This window comes from Bradyrhizobium sp. 41S5, assembly GCF_011516665.3.
Lineage (GTDB): Bacteria > Pseudomonadota > Alphaproteobacteria > Rhizobiales > Xanthobacteraceae > Bradyrhizobium > Bradyrhizobium quebecense.
Map to the genome: position 1 here is coordinate 5,243,044 of NZ_CP083721.1, position 21,397 is coordinate 5,264,440.

Genomic DNA, 21,397 nt, shown 5'->3' on the forward strand with positions numbered 1-21,397 from the left:
CACCAGCGCGGCGGTCGTCAGATTACGCCTGGCCATTGGTCACCTCGCCATTAGCATCGATGCGCCAGGGCCAGATCGCGTTGTTATGGTAGAACGAGTTGAGACCGCGCACCGCCACCAATTCCGCCAGCGTCGGCTGCACATAGCCGGTCTCGTCAATGGCGCGGCTCTGGATCACTGCGGGGGTGCCGTCCCAGTGCCAGGGCAAGCGGAAGCGCGTGAGCGCGCGCGTCAGTACCGGCTCCTGCAGTTCGGCCTGCTGCCAGCTCTTGCCTTCGTCGAGCGAGATCTCGACGCTCTTGATCTTGCCGTGCCCGCTCCACGCAATCCCGGAGATCTCGTGAAAGCCGTGCGTGGTCAGCTTCTGACCGCCGGACGGCCGCGTGATGATCGACTTGGCCTCCATGTAGAAGGTGAATTCGCGCGACGAGCCGTCGGGCATCGGGTCGGTGTATTTCGAGGTCTCCTCGCGCGAATAGGCCGGCTCGGCGACCACCTTGAGCCGGCGCAGCCATTTCACGTTCATGTTGCCCTCGAAGCCCGGCAGCAACAGGCGCAGCGGATAGCCCTGCTGCGGCCGCAGCCGCTCGCCGTTCTGGCTGTAGACCAGCATGGCGTCGTCGAGACATTTCTCGATCGGGATCGAGCGCGTCAACGCGGCGGCGTCGGCGCCTTCGGCGACGATCCATTTGGCGCCCGCCTGCAGGCCTGCTTCGTCCAGCACGGTCTTCAGCGGCACGCCGGTCCATTCCGCGCAGCTCAGCAGGCCGACGAGGTCGGAAGCCGTCTTGCCGTAGGGCTTGGTGTAGACCGGATTGCCGGAGCACTCGAGGAAGTGGATGCGCGACTGCGACGGAAAGCGGCGGATGTCCTCCATCGTGAACACCAGCGGACGATCGACCATGCCGTGCAACATCAGCCGGTGCTCGGCCGGATCGATGGTCGGCACGCCGCCATGGTGACGTTCGTAAAACAGCCCGTTCGGGGTGATGATGCCGTCGAGCTCCTGCAACGGCGTGCGGCCCGACGCGGAGATATATTGCGGCAGCGTCTTCGAGATGTTCTTGACCACGCCCTTCTCGTAGACCGATGGCGCGCCATAGGGCTGGCTTCCCATCGGATCGCCAGGCGCTTTCATCCATTCCGGCACGTTGGGCGGAAGATTATTCCCCTGTTCGGCAAGCGCGGTAGAACCGGCAACTCCCGCGATCGCGGAGCCACCGGCCAGTGCTGCGCCCGCCTGAAGGAATCGCCTGCGAGACGCCTCTCGCACGCGCTTGTCCGTCGTGTGTTCGCTCATCGACGTTTTCCTCTGACGTTACGAGGTGCAGCCTAACACCAAACGCCCGAGGCGAGGCAATGCTGCTGCGCGCAGTGCAGCATTCCGCAATGAGATGCATGATACCGAACGCGTGGATTGCACGACGGCGCAGTGAACGCGCGCTCTATTCTTTCACCGGCGGGGTGCCATGGGTGTGGAACGACTCGATCGTCTTCAACCCCCAGGCCTGGCCCTTCTTGCGCTCCTCCTCGGTCCACACGATCGGCTTCCAGTCCGGCGCGAGGATCAGGCGGGCTCCGGCATTGGCGACCTCGACGCGGTTGCCGCCGGGTTCATAGACATAGAGAAAGAAAGTCTGCTGGATCGCATGCTTGTGCGGTCCGGTTTCGATATGCACGCCGTTCTCGAGAAAAATATCCGCGGCCCGCAAGATCTCCTCGCGGCTGTCGAGCGCGTAGGTCACGTGATGGAAGCGGCCCATCTTGCCGTAATGATCGCGGGTATAGGCGAAGTCGTAGCTCTTGTTCGACATCGTCATCCACATCGCGGCTTCCGTGCCGTCGTTGAGCACGATCTGCTCGGTGGTGCGGCATCCCAGGTAGGTCTCGAAAAACAGGCGATTGGCCTTGATGTCGACCGCGAGGCAGTTGAGATGGTCGAGCCGGCGGACATTGACGCCGCGCGCCGGAAAACGTTGCGCCTGGTTCTTCAACGCCGGCTTCAGCTCGGCCGGCGCCTCGTACCATTCGGTCTCGTAATAGAGCTCGATGACGTGGCCGTCGGGATCGCGGCAGCGGAATGCCGGTCCCTGCCCCATGTCGCCATCGATCCAGCCGATGTCGAAGCCCGAGCCCTTCAGCGCGGCGACGCGGCGTTCGAGCGCCTGCGGGCTGCGGGCCCGCAGTGCCATGTGCTCCATGCCGGAGGTCTTCGACGCGGTGAGCTTCAGGGAGTAGCGCTCATAGTCGTCCCAGCCGCGCAGATAGACCGACTCGCCCTTCCGGCCGCTGACCGTCATGCCCATGATATCGACGAAGAACTTCAGGCTCTCGTCCGGCTTCGGCGTCAGCAGCTCCATGTGCCCGAGATGAGCGAGATCGAAGATCGGTTCCGGCTGCATGGGGCGGTCTCCTTCCGCGACGACGTCCGATCGACGGCTTGCCGCCCTGGCGCGCGAGCTTCGGTGCGTCGATTTGTACCAGTGTACAAAGGATTAGGTCCCGTCAACAAAATGTTGATCCCGGAAATTGCGGCAGCCGTTGAGGCCAGCGTCGGTGCCCAGCCCTTCGACGCCATCACCGGTGCCGGACCGTGCGGCCGGGATAGGGTCGCCGATACGGTCATCGCAACGGCGAGCGCGCACACCATGCAGAGCTTCATCCGCGCGGTACGGCGATCGGTCATCGGAAGAAGAAGAACGCGATCGCGAGAACGAGAAGCGCATTCACGAGAATGTACATGGCGGAGCCCTCCTGTTGGGTATCAACAAGATGGCCGGCGCTCGCGCGGCATTCTGTGGCTGAAATCACATATTGAAAGCGGCCGAGGCCGGCGGTCAGGCGACCGAGACGGCCCTCTCGTGATGCGACGACAAGAGCTTGCGGATTTCGATATCCGGCACCGGCCGGCTGAACAGATAGCCCTGCATCTCGGTGCAGCCGAGGATGCGGAGCAGGTTGCGCTGCTGCTCGGTCTCGACGCCCTCCGCGGTCGTGGTCATGTCGCTCGCGGCGGCAATGTTCACGACGGCCTGGACAATCGTGGACGACGCGCCGGTCCCCGCGAGATCCTTGATGAAGGCGCGATCGATCTTGATCTTGTCGAAGGGGAAGCGCTGCAGATAGCTCAGCGACGAATAGCCGGTGCCGAAATCGTCGAGCGCGATCCGGACGCCGAGCTCACGCAGCTGATGCAGGATATCGAGCGCGGCCTCGTCGTCACGGATCAGCACGGCTTCGGTAATCTCCAGCTCGAGCCGCGAGGGCGCGAGCCCCGACGCCGCGAGCGCGGCGGCGACGTTCAGCGCCAGCGTCTGGCTCTTGAACTGAATCGGAGACACGTTGACCGCGAGGTTGATGTGATCCGGCCAGTTCACGGCTTCCCGGCACGCGGTGTTGAGCACCCAGTGCCCGAGATCGTTGATCAGGCCGGTATCCTCGGCGACCGGGATGAAGTCTGCCGGCGAGATGGTGCCGCGTTCGGGATGCCGCCAGCGCACCAGTGCCTCGCAGCAGCTGACCCGGCCGTCCTCGAGATGGAGCAGCGGCTGATAGTGCAGCTCGAAGCTGCCGTCGGCGATGGCCTGGCGCAATTCCAGTTCGAGGCTGCGCCGCGCCTTGGCGCGCGCATCCATGCCGGCTTCGAAGAACCGGTAGGTGCGGCGGCCATCGCTCTTCGCGCCATAGAGCGCGAGGTCCGCGTTGCGCAGCAATTGATCGAGGTCGAGGCCGTCGGCGGGCGCGACCGCGATGCCGATGCTGGCGTCGGTCGTGATCAGGTGCCCGCTGCAATCGATCGGCTGGCGGATGGTCTGATAGATCGCGGCCAGCAGCTGCATGGTCTCGGTCTGATCGCGGACCGCAGTCTGGATCACGGCAAACTCGTCGCCGCCGAGCCGCGCCGCCACATCTATCCCCCCGACGCAGGAGCGCAGGCGTTCGGCGATGGCCCTCAGCAGTTCGTCGCCGATCTGATGGCCGAGCGCGTCGTTGACGCTCTTGAACTCGTCGATGTCGATATACATGACCGCGATCTGTTCGTCAGGTCCGATCGCCTTCAGCGCCTGCTCGAGGCGCTGACGAAACAGTAGGCGGTTGGGCAGATCGGTGAGCGCATCATAGTGCGCCATATGCGCGATCTTGTTCTCGGTGCGCGTCCGCTCGGTGATGTCCTCGATGGTCGCCACCCATCCGCCCTCCGGCAGCGGCTTGTTGACGATCTCGATCGCGCGCCCGCCCGGCGCCTCGGTCAGCTGACGCGTCGCCTTGCCGAGCTTCACATTGCGGATGATGGCATCGCAGAATTCGTCGACGTCGCCATCGAACGAGCCGGTCTCCTGCCGGTGCGCGATCAGCCGCTGCATGGTGCAGCCGGGCTTCGCCACATCGGGCGAGAGCCCGAACATCTCGATGTAGGGACGGTTGCAGATGATGATGCGCGCCGACGCATCGTAGAGCACGAGCCCCTGCGGAATGTTGTCCACGGCGGTCATGAGATTGCGACGTTCGCCGGCGACCCGCGCGTCGGAGATTTCATGCCGCTTCAGCAACAGGAAGACGATCACGGCCATGATCGCGAAGGCCGCCATCAACAGGCCTTCGCGCTCGCTCCACTGCGCGGTCACGCTTCCGAACAGGCTTCCGACCAGCAGGCCGGCACAGAACGCCAGCCCCTTGGTCGAGCCGGCGTCGGCATTTCCTGACGATGAATTGCGGTGTTCGATGCGCACGCTGATCTCTCCCGGGCGCGCATCGTTACGCACCACTGATGGAAAGGTCGTTACAACTCGCAGTTAGCAATCGGTTACGCGATACCTAGAGACAGAGAGTAAGGAATCGCGCCGAAATCTCCGTAAACCTGCGGAGCTGCCGATGCACTCCTCGGAGATGGTGAATCCCGCCTTAACGGAAAAACCGCGAAACAAACCCGGCTGTGCCGGAAAGCGACGATTTCGCCGCCGATGGGCGCGACCGAGCGCAATCTCGCTGCACGATAGAAACAAATCGTCACCGGGAAGGCGTAGATTTAGCTGATACGCAACTTCGGCGATTTAACGGTTTTTCCAAACCCGGGCGCGCATATTGGTCCGAACATTTAGATTTTGAGAACGAGCCAGGCTGGAACTGTGACATCCTTTGGACGTGTGATCTCTGTGCGCGGCTCGCAGGCCCGGGTTGGGCTATTGGCCGGCGGCCAGATGCAGTTTTCGGAAATGCGCGCGACCGTCGGCCGGTTCGTCAGTATCCGCTGCGCGAGTTCGGTCATCGTTGCCATGATTACCGAAGTGTCGTGCGAGAACCTGCCGGCGTCCGACGAATACATGGCGACCGCCTCGGTCGACCTGCTCGGCGAAATCCTCGGCGGCGACCGCCCGAAATTCCAGCGCGGTGTCACCCACTATCCGACCATCGGCGACAGCACCGATCTGATCACGAACCAGGAGCTGCGCACGGTCTATGCGCCGAGCGGCTCGGACCAGATCAATGTCGGCACGCTGCAGCAGGATCGTTCGGTTATCGCCTATGTCGACGTCGAGGAGATGCTGTCCAAGCACTTCGCGGTGCTCGGTTCGACCGGCGTCGGCAAATCCACCGGCGTGTCGCTGCTGCTCAACGAGATCCTGAAGTCGCGGCCGAACCTGCGCATCTTCCTGCTCGACGTGCACAACGAATACGGCCGCTGCTTCGGCGAGCGCGCGCAGGTGCTCAACCCGCGAAACCTGAAGCTGCCGTTCTGGCTGTTCAACTTCGAAGAGATCGTCGACGTGCTGTTCGGCGGCCGGCCTGGCGTGCCCGAAGAACTCGACATCCTCGCCGAAGTGATACCGATGGCGAAGGGCATCTACACCCAGTACCAGAACTCCGACCGGGTCGGTCTCGGGCTCAAGCGGGTCGACCCCAAGCAGGTCGGCTACACCGTCGATACGCCGGTGCCCTATCGCCTCGTCGACCTGATCTCGCTGATCGACGAGCGCATGGGCAAGCTCGAGAACCGCTCCTCGCGCATCATCTATCACAAGCTGATCTCGCGCATCGACGCGGTGCGCAACGATCCGCGCTACGCCTTCATGTTCGACAACGCCAATGTCGGCGGCGACACCATGGCCGAGGTGATCAGCCATCTGTTCCGCCTGCCCGCCAACGGCAAGCCGATGACCATCATGCAACTCGCGGGCTTCCCGGCCGAAGTCGTCGATTCCGTGGTGTCGGTGCTGTGTCGGATGGCGTTCGATTTCGGGCTGTGGAGCGACGGCGTCTCGCCGATGCTGTTCGTCTGCGAGGAAGCGCACCGCTACGCGTCCGCGGACCGCAACATCGGCTTCGGGCCGACCCGCAAGGCGGTGTCGCGCATCGCCAAGGAAGGCCGCAAATACGGCGTCTATCTCGGTTTGATCACGCAGCGTCCGGCCGAGCTCGACGCGACCATCATCTCCCAGTGCAACACGCTGTTCACGATGCGCCTCGCCAACGACCGCGACCAGGCGCTGCTGCGCTCCGCGGTGTCGGATGCCGCCGCCAACCTGCTGTCGTTCGTGCCTTCGCTCGGCACCCGCGAAGTGCTGGCGTTCGGCGAAGGCGTGGCCCTGCCGACCCGGCTGCGCTTCAAGGAGGTGCCGCCGCACCAGTTGCCGCGCGGCGAAGCCACCATCGCAACGGTGCCGTCGGTCACCGCCGGCCATGACATGCATTTCGTCAGCGCCGTGCTGGAGCGCTGGCGCGGCGCCACCTCGCATCGCGACACGCAGAGCGACGCCAACTTCAACGCTCCCGCACCGCCGCGCACCGTGGCGCCTGCCGAGGCGCCGATGCTGCAGCCGTCACTGGGCCTCGATCCGGACCGCTTCTCGCTCCTGAAGAAGCCACTGCGCTGACGTCATTATGGCAGGACGCCGATGCGCCTTGCGCCCAAGCCGTCATCCACTATGGTTTCGCGTGACGCCGCGTCCCCGCGGCACGCCGGAACCATCTCATGACGCAGCCGACCGCAAAACGCTTCCCGACGCCTGCTCTCGACAAGCTCCCCGAGGATATCCGCACCCGCATCCTGGCGGTGCAGGAGAAGTCCGGCTTCGTGCCGAACGTCTTCCTCACTCTGGCCTACCGCCCCGACGAGTTTCGCGCGTTCTTTGCCTATCACGACGCGCTGATGGAAAAGGACTCCGGCCTCTCCAAGGCCGAACGCGAGATGATCGTGGTGGCGACCAGCGCCGCGAACCAGTGCCAGTATTGCGTGATCGCCCATGGCGCGATCCTGCGCATCCGCGCCAAGAACCCTGAGATCGCCGACCAGATCGCGATCAACTACCGCAAGGCCGACATCACGCCGCGGCAGCGCGCGATGCTTGATTTCGCGATGAAGGTCAGCCGGGCGGCCGAGGAGGTCTCGGAGGCGGACTTTGCCGCGCTCGCCGCCCACGGCTTCAGCGACGACGACGTCTGGGACATCGCCGCGGTCGCAGCCTTCTTCGCGCTTTCGAACCGGCTAGCGAACGTCACCGGCATGCGGCCGAACGCCGAGTTCTACATGCTCGGCCGGCAGCCGAAATAGAGGACGCCTTGGTAGACTGGAGCGAGATCATCCTGCGTCTCGGCGCAGCCACTCTTGCCGGCAGCGCGATCGGGCTCGACCGCGACCTGCGCGGCAAGCCGATCGGGCTGAAGACACTGGGTCTCGTCAGCCTCTCGACGGCCACGGTCGTGCTGCTGGCCTTGCAGGCGGTCGATCCCGGGAAATTCACCGATGCGGTCAGCCGCGTAATCCAGGGTGTGCTGACCGGCATCGGTTTTCTTGGTGCCGGTGTGATCGTCCGACGGGGCGACCGCTATCACGTCCACGGCCTCACCAGCGCCGCATGCGCGCTCTTCGCCGCCTGCGTCGGCATTGTCTGCGGCGCCGGACGCTGGCCGATCGTCATCACCGCGCTCTTGCTGGCATTCCTGCTGCTGACCTTAGGCAAGCGCACCGAGCGGTGGCTGCACCACGCGCTCGGCGGCAACGAGGACCAACACGGACCGGAGGCCGTGCCCGGTCAGTCGTCAGATGCCGGCCCGCACCAGCCGGGCAAATAGATCGCGCCATTGCCGCGGCCCAGCGCCAGCCCCTTCTCCAGCGCCTTGGAGAAATTGTTCTCCACCGTCCTGCGCGGGATATGGCGGCGCAGGAAATCGGCCCACAGGAATTCGCTGAATGGCGTCGTGTCCTTGGCAAAACCGCCGGCCCGGCGCATTTCGCCGGCGAGGCTCCGGAAAGGATCGTCCTTGAGATCCTTGATCGACTTCGGAATGTCCCTGAAGTGCCGGCGCTCGCCCTTGGAATCGTAGGGATAGACCCAGCGCTTGTTGTCCATCACGCCCCAGAACACGTCACGCTCGACCATCGTGAGATCGCCGATCACCGTGACCAGGATGTCCTTGACGCCCTCCTCGTGCAGCGCCCGCGCCATATGATGGTGATCGACCACGTAGTAGCGATCGTCGGGACCATGGACGACCGGGATCATGTGCTTGCCTAAAAGTTCGGCGCGCTTCTTGTCCGACTTGTGCTCGCGCCAGCGCTTCCGCTTCTCCTTCACCTCGTGCATGCCGACCGTCATCTGGGTCGGCCGCAGCGACAGGATCGGGACCGGTTTGACGTAAGGCTCGCGCGTATGGGCCATGATTGATGCTCCCGTTTGACCGGCACTCCGGAATGAGTTCCATTATGTCATGATGACGCAGACAGGCGAAAGAGCCGGTTCGGCCGAATGGCTTTGAGAGCAAGCGAACGCGTGAAAGCCCGCACGATCCGGCTCGGCAACCGCGAGGTCGTGACCGAGGGGTTGGAGCTCAGCTTCTGGGCAGACATCAGCCATCGCTGCATGACGGCGTCCTGGCCCGCCTTTATTGGCGGTGCAGCATTGGTGTTCATCACCTTCAACGCCGTCTTCGCCTTGTTCTATTGGCTTGGCGATCAGCCGATCGCCAACGTGCCTGACGGCCAGTACGTCGACTACCTCTATTTCAGCATCGAGACACTGTCGACCGCGGGCTATGGCGACATGCACCCGCAGACGCATTACGGGCACTTCATCGCCACCATCGAACTCTTCACCGGCATCTTCTCGATGTCGCTGATGACCGAGCTGATCTTCGCCCGCTTCTCGCGGCCGAGCGCGCGGCTGCTGTTCGCCGACAATCCTGTGATCTCGGACCATGAGGGCCAGCTCACGTTGATGATCCGCCTGGCCAACGAGCGGCACAACATCATCGCCAATGCCAACGCGCGGCTGTGGCTGTTCAAGAACGGCGTCAGCAAGGAAGGCATGCCATACCGCCGGTTCTACGAACTGCCGCTCCTGCGCAGCGAGAGCCCGGCGCTGGCGCTGAGCTGGACCCTGTTTCATGTGATCGACCAGGACAGCCCGCTCCACGGCCTCGACGCCGCGGAACTGGAAGCCGTCAATGCCGGGCTCGGCCTCTTCGTGTCGGGCTATGACGACGTTGCAGCGCAAACTGTGCATGCGCGAAAATCGTACGAAAATTCTGACGTACGCTTCGGCCATCGCTATGCCGAGATCCTGCATACGACCGACGACGGCCGTCTGCGCATCGACTACAGTCGGTTCCACGAGACCATCGAAGGATAAATACCACCTCTGCGCGCATCAAGATTTTAGGTGTGAAGCGCAGCGAACATGCTAAACATAAGCGGCGACGCGACCGGACTGACAACAGTGAAGATGCAGCGGCCAATTTCCTCGGATGACGAGCACGTGGTGCTGAAATTCCGGCCGCGTACCTCGGCGCAGCCGTCCGGCAAGCGCGAGGAGGCGGTCCGATCGACCCGCCCGGCTTCCGTCGCTCCTGTTTCCGTCGCCAACGACCTCTCCCGCTATGAGAAGCCGCGCGAGGAGCCGGACGATTTCCGCCAGCGCATGCTTGCCAACATCGCCGCCTTCGCCTTCACCGTGGCGCTCACCGCGATCGGTATCTGGCTTGCCATGAGCATCGCCGATTTGCGCAAGACCCAGGATTGCGTGCTGATGGGACGCCGGGATTGCGCGAAGATTACGGTGATGCCACGTAGCTAGGCAGGCCGGAACCGCACCCAAAAACCGTCCTCGCCCGGCCGACCAAGCTCCATTGAACTAACGGCCCTGCTCCGATATACGGGCACACGACTCCGGCAGCAGCAATCAGGCAATCCGGGGCACCGCGCCCGCCTCCTCCGAGCCGACCCGGAATTACCTTCAATATATCAAAGGCTTAATGATGTCCTCCACATTCGAGCAGATCGCCAACATTATCGCGGAGACCTGCGACATCCCGCGCGATACGATCAAGCCGGAGAGCCACGCGATCGACGATCTGGGGATCGACAGCCTCGACTTCCTCGACATCGCCTTTGCCATCGACAAGGCCTTCGGGATCAAGATGCCGCTTGAGAAGTGGACCCAGGAGGTCAACGACGGCAAGGCCACGACGGAGCAGTACTTCGTGTTGCAGAATCTCGCCGACCGCATCGACGAGTTGGTTGCGGCCAAGAACGCAGGCACGGGCTCGGCCTCGTAATCGCCATCATGCAGCTTGAAACTTTTCAGCTGATCGATCGGATCGTCGACCTCAACCTCGACGCAAAGACCATTGTCGTCGAGGCGGATGTCCCGCCGGACAGCCACTCTGTGTTCGCGGGGCACTTCCCGGGCTACCCGATCATGCCCGGCGTGTTGCTCACCGAAGCAATGGCCCAGAGCTCGGGCTGGCTGATCCTCGGTCTGACCAAGTTCGAGCGCATGCCCTTCCTCGCCATGGTCAAGGAAGCCAAGATGCGTGGCTTCGTCAGCCCCGGCTCGGTACTGACGATCGAAGCCAAGATTGAACACGAAGGTTCAGGCTTCACCGTGACCTCGGCGAAAGTCCGCGTCGGCAAGGAGCTCAAGTGCAACGCCGAGCTGACCTTCCGCCATATCCCCTTCCCCAGCCCGGACTTGCGTGTGCACATGGATGCGCTCGCCAACAAGATCGGGTTTCCGCTGCAGGCAATGAGTAATGGCTGAGAAGGAAGTCTGGATCACCGGCGTCGGCCTGCTCTCCTCGCTCGGCGAGGGACTGGATGCGCATTGGGAGGCGCTCGGCGCCAAGCGCGTCAATGCCGACGAGAAACGCCTCGCGCCGTACGTGATCCATCCGATCGCCCCCGTCAGCTTCGACGCCCAGATCCCGAAGAAAGGCGATCAGCGTCAGATGGAGACATGGCAGCGGATCGGCACCTACGCCGCCGGGCTGGCGCTTGATTCCGCCGGCGTCAAAGGCAATCAGGAAATCCTGTCGCGGATGGACATGATCATCGCAGCCGGCGGCGGCGAGCGTGACCTCAATGTCGACCTGGCGATCATGAACGCCGATGCGCAGGGCAAGTTGCCGCCTGCCGTCCTCAACGAGAAGCTGATGAACGAGTTGCGCCCGACGCTGTTCCTGGCGCAGCTCTCCAACCTGCTCGCCGGCAACATCGCGATCGTTCACGGCGTGTGCGGGACGTCGCGCACCTTCATGGGCGAGGAAGCCGCGAGCATCGACGCTGCGCGGATCGCCGTCGCGCGCATCGGAGCCGGACAGAGCGACATCGCGCTGGTCGGCGCGGCCCACAACGGCGATCGCGGCGACCTCTTGATGCTCTATTCGTTCGGCGACTTCGCCCTCAAGGATCAATACGCGTCGGTCTGGGCCCGCCGGAACAACCCGGGCTTCGCCATCGGCTCCGCCGGCGCCTTCCTGGTGATGGAGTCGCGCGAGCACGCCGAGGCGCGCGGCGCCAAGCCGTACGCCAGGCTGACCAAGGTGGTCGCCGATCTTGCCAAGCGCAAGCAGCCTGGCGCCGTGACGAAGTCGCTGCAGGCGATGTGGCCGCAGCTCGGGGTCAGCAACGACAACGCGATGCTGATCACGGGCGCGACCGGCGCCGAGCCTGCGACCGCCGAGGAGCGCGAATTCCTCGCTCGGCATCCCGGCCTTGCCGTGCGCGCCACCGGAACGACCTTTGGGCACACCATGGAGGCGCAGTTCCCGCTCGGGCTGGCGCTGGCCGCGTTATCGATCTCGCGCGGCGCGCTCTATCCGGCCAACGACCCGACCGGGCTGGAGGTTGAAAAGACCGAAGCGCCAACCCAGATTGTCGTATTGGGGGTCGGCCACTGGCAGGGCGAAGGCATGGCACTGGTCGAGGCCGTCAAGTAATCCGGCGCAAGCACTGACGGGGACACCATGACAGCACCACGCGATAAATTCGGCCGACCGATCGTTGTCGTGACCGGCATGGGAATCGTGACGTCGCTCGGCGGCGGCAAGACTGACAATTGGAAGCGCCTGACCGCGGGTGAGTCTGGCATCAAGACCGTGACGCGCTTCCCGCTCGACAGTCTGAAGACGACGATGGCCGGCGCCGTCGATTTCGTCACCGTCGACCCGTTTTCCTCGACCAGCCTGTCGCAGCGACTGGCGGAGATCGCGACCGAAGAGGCGCTGGAGCAGTCCGGCATCGGCAGCAAGGGCAACTTCCCCGGGCCGCTGTTTCTGGCGGTCGCGCCGATCGAAACCGAGTGGCCGCAGCGGCTCGAGGTCGCGCGCGAGGTTCCGACCAAGGACTTTGGCATCATCGACTATCTGGCGACCTGCAGCGGCGGCAAGTTCGCCCACTTCCACCGGCGTTTCACTTTCGGTTCGGTCGCGCTCAACCTCGCCGAGACCTTCGGCACCAAGGGGTCGCCGATTTCGCTCTCGACGGCTTGCGCGTCCGGTGCGACTGCGATCCAGCTCGGCGTCGAGGCGATCCGCCGCGGCGAAACCGATGCAACGCTGTGCGTCGCGACCGACGGCTCGGTCAATCCGGAAGCCATGGTGCGCTTCTCGCTGCTCTCGGCTCTCTCCACCCAGAACGATCCGCCCCAGGGCGCCTCGAAGCCGTTCTCGAAGAACCGCGACGGTTTCGTGATGGCCGAAGGCGCCGGCGCGCTGGTGCTGGAGAGCTACGACGCCGCGATGGCGCGCGGCGCGCGCATCCTGGGCGTCGTCGCCGGCTGCGGCGAGCTCACCGACTCCTTCCATCGCACCCGCTCCGCCCCCGACGGCAAGCCGGCGATCGGCTGCGTGCGCAAGACGCTTGCTGACGCGGGCATGGAGCCCGAGCAAATCGATCACATCAACGCACACGGCACCTCGACCCCGGAAAACGACAAGATGGAGTATCTTGCGACCGCGGCTGTGTTCGGCGAACACACCAAAGACATTCCGGTGTCGTCGAACAAGTCGATGGTCGGTCACACTATTTCGGCAGCCGGTGCGGTCGAGGCGATCTTCTCGCTGCTCACGCTCGAGCATCAGCGGATTCCGCCGACCATCAATTACGAGGTGCCCGATCCCGCGATCCCGTTCGACGTGGTCGGCAACAAGGCGCGCGAGGCCAAGGTGACCGCCGTGATGTCGAACTCGTTCGGGTTCGGCGGGCAGAACGCTTCGCTGATCCTGACGCGCGAGCCGGCCTAGCGCCCTCCCCTCATCAGATGAAACGCCTGCTCCTTCGCGCCCGCGCGCATCTGCGTGATGCCGCAAAGCCTGTGACCGATGCGGCGATCGGCGGGCTGACGATCGGCCTGCTGCGCACCACGCGCTATTTCGATCCGGAGAAGACCGCACGGTTCTTCGGCCGCGCCGCGCATTTCATCGGCCGCCGGCTGCGCGAGGACCGCATCGGCCGCGAGAACCTCACAGCCGCCTTCCCCGAGAAGTCACCGGAGGAGATCGAGACGATCCTGACGGGCGTCTGGCACAACCTCGGACGCATCGGCGCTGAATTCGCGCACATCGACCGCATCTGGGACCACGATCCCCAGAATCCCGACAAGCCGGGTCGCGTCGAATTCTCGGCGCGCAGCAAGCAGCTGTTCGACCAGTTGCGTGACGACGGCAAGCCGGCCTTATTCTTTGCCGCACATCTCGGCAATTGGGAGCTCTCTCCGATTGCCGCGGCGGCACATGGGCTCGATGCCACGATTCTGTTCCGGCGGCCGAACATCGAAGCTGCCGACCGTGCCATCGAACGCATCCGCGCAGTCAACCTGGGCACGCTGGTCCCGGCTGGCCGCGACGCGCCGCTCAAGCTGGCGCAGGCGCTTCAGCGTGGCCAGCACGTCGCGATGCTGGTCGACCAGTATTTGACCAACGGCGTTCCCGTGACCTTCTTCGGCCGCAAGACCACCGCGAATCCGCTGCTGGCGCGTTTGCGCCGGCAGATCGATTGTCCGATCCACGGCACCCGGATCATCCGCCTGCCCGACGGCCGTTTCCGCGGCGAGGTCACCGAGGAAGTGAAGCCGGTGTTCGACGCATCCGGCCAGATCGACATCCAGGGCACGATGCAGGCGATCACCGACATCGTCGAGGGCTGGGTCCGCGAATATCCGGATCAATGGCTCTGGCTGCACCGGCGCTGGCGGTAGGCGGAGACTGTCATTCGTCATTGCGAGCGAAGCGAAGCATCGCCACTTGCGGAACCACGGATTGCTTCGTCGCTGACGCTCCTCGCAATGACGGCAGGCTACTGCGACGAGAATGTCACTTCCCGGTCTTCACGCGAGTCCACAGCCGATTGATGATCCGCTGCGTCGCCGGATCGCGCGCCGTGATCACGAACAGCTTCTTCTGCATCGCTTCGTCGGGATAGATGTTCTTGTCGTTGAATATCTTCGGATCGATCAGCTTCTGGCTCGCCAGATTACCGTTGGCGTAGGACAGGAAGTTCGAATTCTTGGCCGCGACGTCGGGACGGTAGAGGTAGTTGATCAGCTCGTAGGCCTCGGCGACGTTCTTCGCGTCCGCCGGAATCGCGAGATTGTCGAAGAACATCTGCGCGCCTTCCTTCGGGATCGTGTAACCGATCTCGACGCCGGTCTTGGCCTCCGCCGCCCGGCTGCGCGCCTGCATGATGTCACCCGACCATCCGACCACGAAGCAGATCTCACCCGAGGCCAGCGCGCTGAGATATTCGGATGAATGGAATTTGCGCACATAGGGCCGGATCTTGATGACGAGATCGGCGGCCTTCTCGAGGTCAGCCTGCTTGGTCGAGTTCGGGTCCAGGCCGAGATAGCTTAGCGCCGCCGGCAGGATGTCGTCGGCGGAATCCAGCATGTGAATTCCGCAATCCTCGAACTTGGCGAGATTCTCCGGCTTGAACACCATGTCCCAGCTGTCGATCCTGGCATCGGGCCCGAGAATCTTCTCCGCCATCTTGACGTTGTAGCCGATGCCGGTGGTGCCCCACATGTAGTTGGCGCCGTAATTGTTGCCGGGATCATAGGTCGCGAGCTGACCGGTCACCACCGGCCACGCATTGGCGAGGTTCGGCAGCTTCGACTTGTCGAGCTTGAGGAACACCTTCGCGGTGATCTGGCGCTGCAGGAAATAGCCGGTCGGGACCACGACGTCGTAGCCCGACTTGCCCGCGAGCAGCCGCGTCTCCAGCGTCTCGTTGGCGTCAAACGTATCATAGACGACCTTGATACCGGTTTCCTTGGTGAAGTCCTCGAGGACTCCCGGCGCCATGTAGTTCGACCAGTTGTAGAAATTGACCGTGCGCTCCTCCGCACGTGCGGAGGCAGCAAACAACAGAACCGTGGCGATCGCACCGACGAGGCTGACGAAACGACGGCTCTGCTTCTGCATTCTGGTCTACCTCTTGCGACGATGAACTGCGTCGGACAGCCGCTCCAGCGCGGTGTCGAGCGTCGAGTCCTTCTTGGCGAAACAGAAACGCACGACCGACGTCACCGCATCCTGCTCGTAAAACGCCGACACTGGAATAGCCGCAACTTTGTAATCCTGCACAATTCGCCAGCAGAACTCCGCGTCGGTCTCATTCAGACCAAGCGGTGACAGATCGACGGTGAGGAAGTAGGTCCCCTGCGACTTCAGCACCGGAAAGCCGATGCTCTCGAGCCCCTTTGTGAGGCGGTCGCGGCTGCGCGCCATGTCCTTGCGCATGTCGAAGAAATAATCGTCCGGCTTGCTGAGGCCGTACGCGACGGCCGCCTGAAGATTGGGCGCCGTCGTGAAGGTGAGGAACTGGTGCACCTTCGCAGCGACGCGCAGCAGCGGCGGCGCGGCGCAGACGAAGCCGATCTTCCATCCCGTCAGCGAGAAGATCTTGCCCGCGCTGCCGACCTTGATGGTGCGGTCGCGCATGCCCGGGATCGTGATCAGCGGGATGTGCTCGCGGCCGTCGAACACGACGTGCTCCCAGACCTCGTCGCAGATCGCAACCACGTCGAACTCCTGGCAGTACCGCGCCAGCAGTTCGAGGTCCTCGCGTGGATAGACCACCGCGGCCGGGTTGAGCGGATTGTTGAACAGCACCGCCTTGGTCTTGTGGTTGAAGACGCTGCGCAGCATCTCCTCGTTCAGCCGCCACTCCGGCGGTTCGAGCCGCAACAGCCGCGGAATGCCGCCGGCCTGGCGGATGATCGGCAGATAGGAATCATAAACCGGCTGGAAGCAGACCACCTCGTCGCCCGGCTCGACCACGGCGAGGATCGAGGACGTCAGCGCCTCGGTGCCGCCAGAGGTGACCATCACCTCGGTCATCGGATCGAGCTTGAGCCCGTGCCAGTGGCCGTAATGCGATGCGATCGCCTGACGGAGTTCCGGAATGCCCATCATCGACGGATACTGGTTGTAGCCGTTGATGGACGCGTCCGCGGCGGCGCGGCGGATGTCCTCCGGTCCGGGATCGTCGGGAAAGCCTTGGCCGAGATTGATGGCGTTGTTGTCGCGCGCAGCCTGCGACATCGCCTCGAAGATGGTGACGGGAAGGTCCGCGAAGACCTTGTTCATGGAGGTCATGTCGGGGATCAGCCGCCGGTCTTGGTGGGCAGTCCTGCCGCCTTCCAGCCGATGATACCGCCCGCCAAATGCTTGTCATGGGGCAGGCCCGCGGCCTGGGCCGCCAGCGAGGCCGTCACCGAACGCTTGCCGGAGCGGCAGGCGAACACCACCTGCTTGCCCTGCGGATCGGGAATCGCTGATGGATCGAACGTCGACAGCGGCACCACGACGCCATCGGGATACGCCTCGACGGCGACCTCATTGGGCTCGCGGACGTCGACCAGGAGATAGCGGCCTTCCGCTATGCCCTTCGACACCTCGTCCGGAAACAAATCTTCCACCTTGTGGTCCGCCACGGAAATATCCTCCCGACATCAGCTTGGGCGAGCGTCGCGCGGCTCACCGGTCCGGGCCGCAAAGTCGCCTCTCGCGCGGAGAAAATCAAGCGCCCGAAACGGGTTAGATGCCGCGCCGAAACGCTGGATCGTGGACCCTAGATCGTGACTTGCGTACCGACCTCGACCACCCGCCCGGTCGGGATCTGGAAATAGTCGGTGGCATCGTTCGAGGAGCGGCTCAGCGCGATGAACAGATGGTCCTGCCAACTCGGCATGCCCGAATGCGCCGCCGGTTTCAGCGCACGGCGGGACAGGAAGAACGAGGTCGACATGATGTCGAACTGCCAGCCGAGCTTGCGGGCGATCGCCAGCGTCTTCGGCACGTTCGGCTGCTCCATGAAACCGAACTTCAGCGTCACCTTGGAGAAAGTCTCGGTCAGCTGCTCCATCCGCACCCGCTCCGACGGATCGATGCGCGGCGTCGGCGCGGTCTCGATGGTCAGGATGACGTTCTTCTCGTGCAGCACCTTGTAGTGCTTGAGGCTGTGCATCAGCGCGGTCGGCGCGCTGACGGGATCGCTGGTCAGGAACACAGCCGTCCCGGAGACGCGCTGCGGCGGCCGCTTCTCCAGCATCGCGACGAGATCGGCGAGCGGAAATTCCAGCTTGCGCGATTTCTCGAACAACAGCCGGCTGCCGCGCCGCCAGGTGTACATCACCACGATCATGGCTCCGCCAAGCGCAAGCGGCACCCAGCCGCCCTCGAACACCTTGAGCAGATTGGCGGCCAGGAATGTGATGTCCAGGAACAGGAACGGCGCAACCAGCGCGGCGGCGGCGATCGGCGACCAGCGCCAGACCTTCCAGATCACCACGAAGCCCATCATCGCCGTCACCACCATGGTGCCGGTCACGGAGATGCCGTAGGCCGACGCCAGCGCGCTCGACGAGCGGAACATCAGCACCAGCACGATGACCGCGATGAACAGGAACCGGTTGATGCGCGGCATGTAGATCTGCCCGGAATGCGCTTCCGAGGTGTGGCGGATCTCGAACCGCGGCAACAGGCCGAGCTGGATCGCCTGCCGCGTTAGCGAATAGGCGCCGGTGATGACAGCCTGGCTCGCGATCACCGTAGCCATGGTCGCAAGCGCGACCATGGGGATCAGCGCCCAGTCCGGGAACATCAGGAAGAACGGGTTCTCGATACCTTTGGGATCGCCGATCAGAAGCGCGCCCTGCCCGAGATAGTTCAGCGCCAGCGACGGCAGCACGATGAACAGCCACGCGGTCTGGATCGGGCGTTTGCCGAAGTGACCGAGGTCCGCATAGAGCGCCTCCGCGCCGGTCACGGCGAGGAAGACGGCACCGAGCGTGATGAAGCCGATCACGCCGTGATGCAGCATGAACGACACCGCAAGGATCGGGTTGAACGCGTACAGCACCTCGGGGTGCCGCACGATCTGCGGCAGCGCCGCGATCGCGATCACGGCGAACCACACGCACATCACCGGGCCGAAGAACGCCGCGACGCGCGCGGTGCCGCGCGACTGCACCGCGAACAGGACGACCAGGATCACCACCGTGAGCGGGACGACATAGGGATCGAATGTCGAGGTGACGAGCTTGATGCCTTCGATCGCCGACAGCACCGACAGCGCCGGCGTGATCACGGCGTCGCCGTAGAACAGCGCGCCGCTGATGATGCCGAGCAGCACGATCGCGGCTCCGCCCTTGGTGACTGCGCGCTGCGCCAGCGCCATCAGCGCCAGCGTCCCGCCCTCGCCGTTGTTGTCGGCACGCAGCAGGATCACGACATATTTCAGCGTCACGACAATGATCAGCGCCCACAGGATGAGCGACAGCACACCCAGCACCGCATGCGTCGTCACGGCGCCCTCGCCGCCGGCAGCCGCGACGACGGCTTCGCGCAGCGCATACAGCGGGCTGGTGCCGATGTCGCCATAGACGACACCGATGCTGCCGAGCATCAGCGCCTTGAAGGTGGCGGTTGAATGCGCCTCGCCATGGCCGTTTACCGCGGGCGTTTCCGCCGCGGTGATCGCACTCTCGGATGACATGGGAAGCTGCGCCTCTGTCTTCTGCCGCACTGCACAATGCCGGGTTGCAGGCCTATACTCCCGGCAGGAATGCATAGGTTAGCCCGGATTCAGGCCTCCGCCATGCATATCACGCATAGATCACGGCTTTTCAACTGTCGAATCCGTTGCCGCATCAAATAGTTACCTGAGTACCCACTTCAACGACCCGCCCGGTCGGAATCTGGAAATAGTCGGTGGCATCGTTGGCGGACCGGCTCATCGCGATGAACAGGTGGTCCTGCCACTGCGGCATCCCGGACTGGGCGGATGGCTTCAGCGACCGGCGCGACACGAAGAACGAGGTCGACATGATGTCGAACTGCCAGCCGAGCTTGCGCGCGACCGCGAGCGCCTTCGGCACGTTCGGCGATTCCATGTAGCCGAAGCGCAGCCGCACCGCAGTGAACTTGTCGCTGACCTTCTCCATGGTGACGCGCTCCGACACGTCGACGCGCGGTGTCGGTGCGGTCTCGATGGTCAGGATCACATTGTGCTCGTGCAGCACCTTGTTGTGCTTGAGATTGTGCAAGAGCGCGGTCGGCACGAAGCTGGGATCGCTGGTCAGGAACACCGCGGTGCCCTTGACGATATGCGGCGGCCGCTTCTCCAGGCTGTGGATCAGGTCGCGCAGCGGCACCTCGATGCGACGGGTCTTGGCGATCAGGATCGCAGCGCCGCGACGCCAGGTCCAGATCATCGTCGCCATCACGACGCCGAACAGCAGCGGCACCCATGCGCCCTCGAACAGCTTCAAGAGATTGGCGCTGAAGAAGGTCATGTCGACGATCACGAACGGCAGGATCAAGGCGGCGGCCGACGCCACGCGCCAGTTCCACAGCTTCCAGATCACGATGAAGCCCATGATCCCGTCGGCGACCATGGTGGTGGAGACGGCGATGCCGTAGGTCGAGGCGAGCCCGCTCGAGGTGCGGAACAGCAGCACCAGCAGCAGCACGCCGATCAGCAGCAGCCGGTTGACCCGCGGCAGATAGATCTGGCCGGCATGCGTCTCCGAAGTGTAGCGAACCTCGAAGCGCGGCAAGAGCCCGAGCTGCACGGCCTGGCTGATCAGCGAATAGGCGCCGGTGATCACCGCCTGGCTCGCGATCACGGTCGCGGCGGTGGCGAGCCCGATCAGCGGCGGCAGCAGCACCTCCGGCACCATGCGATAGAACGAGTTCTCGATCGCGGCGGGGTCGGACAGCACCAACGCGCCCTGCCCGAAATAATTCAGCAGAAGCGATGGCAGCACGAAGAACAGCCAGCCGGACTGGATCGGCTTGCGGCCGAAATGCCCGAGGTCGGCGTAGAGCGCCTCGCCGCCGGTCACCGCGAGGAACACCGCGCCCAAGGTCACCAGACCGACGGTGCCGTGGGTCAGCAGGAACTGGATTGCGTAATAGGGATTGATCGCCGCCAGCACCGACGGATCGTCCATGATGTGGACCAGCCCCATCACCGCGAGCGAGGCGAACCACACCACCATCACCGGGCCGAAGGCGGAGGCGACGCGCGCGGTGCCGGTGCGCTGCACCGAGAACAGCAGTACGAGGATCAGGATCGTGAGCGGCACCACATAGTGCTCGAGATGCGGCGTGGCGAGCTTGAGGCCTTCGACCGCCGACAGCACCGAGATCGCCGGCGTGATCATGGAATCGCCGATGAACATCGAGGCGCCGACCACGCCGAGCGCGAGCAGCGGCCAGCTGCGCCGGCCGATCGCGCGCTGGCCGAGCGCCATCAGCGACAGCGTGCCGCCCTCGCCGTTATTGTCGGCGCGCAGCAGCAGCAGGACATATTTGGCGGTGACGACGGTGAACAGCGCCCACAGGATCAGGCTGAGCACGCCGAGCACCATGATGCGGGTCACCGGCTGGCCATGCGCGGCGCCACCGACCGCCTCGCGGAATGCGTAGAGCGGCGAAGTTCCGATATCGCCGAACACCACTCCGATGCTGCCCAGTGTCAGGGCCCAGAAGCCGGAGGTGCCTTGGCTCTTGCCTTGCCCTGTGCCTTGGGTCTCCTGGGCTTCGGTGGATGAGACGCTGACAGCCATGGCGAGGTTGGAACGCTCGATCGGTTGATTTTGATCCGCGCGGCTAT

At 64.0% G+C, this 21,397-nt stretch carries 18 protein-coding genes and 1 pseudogene; 10 read left to right on the forward strand and 9 right to left on the reverse strand.

From position 1 onward, the window contains the following. Positions 1–22 precede the first annotated feature (22 nt). The 3 genes and pseudogenes from soxC to HAP47_RS25610 all read right to left on the reverse strand — a co-directional run. The gene (gene soxC / locus HAP47_RS25600; protein ID WP_173642224.1) at positions 23–1,300 is read right to left on the reverse strand and encodes a sulfite dehydrogenase; all 1,278 of its coding nucleotides are present in this window, start codon (positions 1,298–1,300) and stop codon (positions 23–25) included. A 145-nt stretch (positions 1,301–1,445) separates the two neighbouring features. Further along, positions 1,446–2,402, reverse strand: a complete 957-nt coding sequence (locus HAP47_RS25605; RefSeq protein ID WP_173642223.1) for a catechol 2,3-dioxygenase — start codon at positions 2,400–2,402, stop codon at positions 1,446–1,448. Between the two features lie 435 nt (positions 2,403–2,837). Continuing rightward, positions 2,838–4,613: pseudogene (locus HAP47_RS25610) on the reverse strand (putative bifunctional diguanylate cyclase/phosphodiesterase); the annotation flags it as partial. Positions 4,614–5,126: 513 nt separating this feature from the next. On the opposite strand from HAP47_RS25610, the gene HAP47_RS25615 reads away from it, so the two are divergent. The 3 genes from HAP47_RS25615 to HAP47_RS25625 all read left to right on the forward strand — a co-directional run bounded on the left by HAP47_RS25615 (position 5,127) and on the right by HAP47_RS25625 (position 8,070). Beyond that, positions 5,127–6,872, forward strand: a complete 1,746-nt coding sequence (locus HAP47_RS25615; protein WP_173642222.1) for an ATP-binding protein — start codon at positions 5,127–5,129, stop codon at positions 6,870–6,872. A gap of 98 nt (positions 6,873–6,970) precedes the next feature. After that, on the forward strand, positions 6,971–7,549 hold the full coding sequence (locus HAP47_RS25620) for a peroxidase-related enzyme (protein WP_173642221.1): 579 nt from the start codon (positions 6,971–6,973) through the stop codon (positions 7,547–7,549). Between the two features lie 8 nt (positions 7,550–7,557). Further along, complete coding sequence (locus HAP47_RS25625) at positions 7,558–8,070, forward strand: MgtC/SapB family protein (protein ID WP_173642220.1); 513 nt, start codon at positions 7,558–7,560, stop codon at positions 8,068–8,070. Here the strand turns inward: HAP47_RS25625 and HAP47_RS25630 are convergent. Beyond that, on the reverse strand, positions 8,031–8,657 hold the full coding sequence (locus HAP47_RS25630) for a ParB-like protein (RefSeq protein ID WP_173642219.1): 627 nt from the start codon (positions 8,655–8,657) through the stop codon (positions 8,031–8,033). The genes HAP47_RS25625 and HAP47_RS25630 overlap by 40 nt on opposite strands. A 111-nt stretch (positions 8,658–8,768) precedes the next feature. Between HAP47_RS25630 and HAP47_RS25635 the strand changes: the two genes are divergently transcribed. The 7 genes from HAP47_RS25635 (at position 8,769) to HAP47_RS25665 (ending at position 14,471) form a co-directional block, all read left to right on the forward strand. Then, positions 8,769–9,626, forward strand: coding sequence for an ion channel (locus HAP47_RS25635; protein ID WP_231168371.1), 858 nt, complete (start codon positions 8,769–8,771; stop codon positions 9,624–9,626). Between the two features lie 87 nt (positions 9,627–9,713). Then, the gene (locus HAP47_RS25640) at positions 9,714–10,070 is read left to right on the forward strand and encodes a hypothetical protein (protein WP_173643120.1); all 357 of its coding nucleotides are present in this window, start codon (positions 9,714–9,716) and stop codon (positions 10,068–10,070) included. 181 nt (positions 10,071–10,251) lie between these two features. Continuing rightward, positions 10,252–10,551 carry an acyl carrier protein gene (locus HAP47_RS25645; protein WP_021081038.1) on the forward strand — a complete coding sequence of 100 codons (300 nt, stop codon included), beginning with the start codon at positions 10,252–10,254 and terminating at the stop codon, positions 10,549–10,551. A gap of 8 nt (positions 10,552–10,559) precedes the next feature. After that, the gene (locus HAP47_RS25650; RefSeq protein WP_173642217.1) at positions 10,560–11,036 is read left to right on the forward strand and encodes a 3-hydroxyacyl-ACP dehydratase FabZ family protein; all 477 of its coding nucleotides are present in this window, start codon (positions 10,560–10,562) and stop codon (positions 11,034–11,036) included. Further along, positions 11,029–12,213 (forward strand): beta-ketoacyl-ACP synthase, encoded by a 1,185-nt coding sequence (locus tag HAP47_RS25655; RefSeq protein WP_173642216.1) that lies wholly within the window; start codon positions 11,029–11,031, stop codon positions 12,211–12,213. The genes HAP47_RS25650 and HAP47_RS25655 overlap by 8 nt, the downstream gene beginning before the upstream one ends. A 27-nt stretch (positions 12,214–12,240) precedes the next feature. Then, positions 12,241–13,518: a beta-ketoacyl-ACP synthase gene (locus tag HAP47_RS25660; RefSeq protein ID WP_173642215.1), complete on the forward strand. Its 1,278-nt coding sequence runs from the start codon at positions 12,241–12,243 to the stop codon at positions 13,516–13,518. A gap of 17 nt (positions 13,519–13,535) precedes the next feature. Next, positions 13,536–14,471 carry a lipid A biosynthesis lauroyl acyltransferase gene (locus HAP47_RS25665; RefSeq protein ID WP_173642214.1) on the forward strand — a complete coding sequence of 312 codons (936 nt, stop codon included), beginning with the start codon at positions 13,536–13,538 and terminating at the stop codon, positions 14,469–14,471. A gap of 115 nt (positions 14,472–14,586) precedes the next feature. On the opposite strand, the gene HAP47_RS25670 is transcribed toward HAP47_RS25665, so the two are convergent. The 5 genes from HAP47_RS25670 to HAP47_RS25690 form a co-directional block, all read right to left on the reverse strand. Next, entirely contained in the window at positions 14,587–15,696 is a 1,110-nt protein-coding gene (locus HAP47_RS25670) for a polyamine ABC transporter substrate-binding protein (RefSeq protein WP_173642213.1), read from the reverse strand. 6 nt (positions 15,697–15,702) lie between these two features. Continuing rightward, positions 15,703–16,872 carry an aminotransferase gene (locus HAP47_RS25675; RefSeq protein ID WP_173642212.1) on the reverse strand — a complete coding sequence of 390 codons (1,170 nt, stop codon included), beginning with the start codon at positions 16,870–16,872 and terminating at the stop codon, positions 15,703–15,705. An 8-nt stretch (positions 16,873–16,880) separates the two neighbouring features. Then, the gene (locus tag HAP47_RS25680; RefSeq protein WP_173642211.1) at positions 16,881–17,210 is read right to left on the reverse strand and encodes a rhodanese-like domain-containing protein; all 330 of its coding nucleotides are present in this window, start codon (positions 17,208–17,210) and stop codon (positions 16,881–16,883) included. 137 nt (positions 17,211–17,347) lie between these two features. Further along, positions 17,348–19,273, reverse strand: coding sequence for a potassium transporter Kup (locus HAP47_RS25685; protein ID WP_173642210.1), 1,926 nt, complete (start codon positions 19,271–19,273; stop codon positions 17,348–17,350). 154 nt (positions 19,274–19,427) lie between these two features. Beyond that, the gene (locus HAP47_RS25690) at positions 19,428–21,350 is read right to left on the reverse strand and encodes a potassium transporter Kup (protein ID WP_173642209.1); all 1,923 of its coding nucleotides are present in this window, start codon (positions 21,348–21,350) and stop codon (positions 19,428–19,430) included. Between the last annotated feature and the right edge of the window lie 47 nt (positions 21,351–21,397).